Origin of the sequence: Nocardiopsis sp. RV163, assembly GCF_001029525.1 — a bacterium.
Lineage (GTDB): Bacteria > Actinomycetota > Actinomycetes > Streptosporangiales > Streptosporangiaceae > Nocardiopsis > Nocardiopsis dassonvillei.
On the sequence record NZ_LEKI01000007.1, the window covers coordinates 1 to 1,751 of the forward strand.

The following is a 1,751-nucleotide window of genomic DNA, read 5'->3' on the forward strand; positions in this document are numbered from 1 at the left end:
GGGGGACGAATCGGGGGCCGGGCGGCGGCTGCGCATGACGACACCTCCTTGTATGCAGTATGCAAAGAGCGCGCCGATCTGGAAAGGGGTGACCGGGAACACATTTCCGCCCGAGGGGCTATTGCATACTGCATACAGTATGACGTAACACTGGAGGTGGTGGAGAACCACGCACGTTAGGAGGCCCGGTGGATCTGTACGAGTACGAGGCCAAACAGCTCTTCGGGGAGTACGGCGTCCCCCTCGTCGAGGGCGAGATCGCGGACACCCCCGAACAGGCCCGGCTGGCGGCCGGGCGGATCGGCCACCGGGTGGTGGTCAAGGCGCAGGTCAAGGCCGGTGGTCGCGGCAAGGCCGGCGGGGTCAAGGTCGCCGAGGGCCCCGAGGACGCCCGGGCCAGGGCCGAGCAGATCCTCGGCATGGACATCAAGGGCCACACCGTCCGCCGCGTCCTCATCGAGGAGGCCTCCGACATCGCGGAGGAGTACTACTTCTCCTTCCTGCTGGACCGCGCGAACCGCACCTTCCTCTCGATCTGCTCCGCCGAGGGCGGCGTGGACATCGAGGAGGTCGCCCGGACCCGGCCCGAGGCGGTCGTGCGGACCCCGGTCGGCCCCGGGGGCGTGGACCACGGGGCCGCCCTCGCGATCTGCCGCGCGGCCGGGCTGCCCGAGGAGGTGCACGACTGCGCGGCCCGGGTGGTCACCCGGCTCTGGCAGGTCGCCGTCGGGGAGGACGCCACCCTCGTCGAGGTCAACCCCCTGGTCCGCACGGCCGACGGGCGGATCATCGCCCTGGACGGCAAGGTGACCCTGGACGGCAACGCCGCCTTCCGCCACCCCGAGCGGACCCCGTTCACCGACGGCGCCGACACCGACGAGCGCGAGCGCATGGCCGGGGCCAGGGGCCTGAACTACGTCAGGCTCGACGGCGAGGTCGGCGTCATCGGCAACGGCGCGGGCCTGGTCATGTCCACCCTGGACGTGGTCGCCCGCGCGGGCGGGGCGCACGGCGGCGTCAAGCCCGCCAACTTCCTGGACATCGGCGGCGGCGCCTCGGCCGAGGTGATGGCCGACGGCCTGGAGATAGTCCTGGGCGACCCCTCGGTCAGGAGCGTCCTGGTCAACGTCTTCGGCGGTATCACCGCCTGCGACGCGGTGGCCGACGGCATCGTCCGGGCCCTGGACATGCTGGAGGGCCGCAGCGGCGACGAGGGTTTCGACCAGCTCGGCAAGCCGCTGGTCGTGCGGCTGGACGGCAACAACGCCGGGCTGGGCCGCGAGATCCTCACCAAGCGGGCCCACCCGGCCGTACAGCAGGTGGACACCATGGACGGCGCCGCCGCCCGGGCCGCCGAGCTCGCGGCCGCCGACTGACAGCGGCCGGACACCCTCGACGGGAGCGACGAACACACATGGCTATCTTCCTCAACAAGGACAGCAAGGTACTCGTCCAGGGCATGACGGGCTCTGAGGGCACCAAGCACACCCGGCGCATGCTCGCCTCGGGCACCGCGGTCGTGGGCGGGATCAACCCCCGCAAGGCCGGTCAGAAGGTCGACTTCGACGGCACCGAGGTGCCCGTCTTCGGTTCGGTGGCCGAGGGCATGGCCGCCACCGGAGCGGACGTCACCGTCATCTTCGTGCCGCCCAAGTTCTCGCGTGAGGCGGTCTTCGAGGCCGTGGACGCCGGGATCGGGCTGGCCGTGGTCATCACCGAGGGCATCCCGGTGCACGACACGGCCGCGTTCT

Annotated in this window: 1 protein-coding gene and 1 pseudogene; both read left to right on the forward strand. The window is 71.2% G+C overall.

Annotated features, from left to right (window positions below; translation table 11 throughout):
- The first annotated feature begins 188 nt into the window (after window positions 1–188).
- On the forward strand, window positions 189–1,376 hold the full coding sequence (gene sucC, locus ABD54_RS02390; RefSeq protein ID WP_047867790.1) for an ADP-forming succinate--CoA ligase subunit beta: 1,188 nt from the start codon (window positions 189–191) through the stop codon (window positions 1,374–1,376).
- A gap of 38 nt (window positions 1,377–1,414) precedes the next feature.
- A pseudogene (locus tag ABD54_RS02395) lies at window positions 1,415–1,751 on the forward strand (succinate--CoA ligase subunit alpha); the annotation flags it as partial.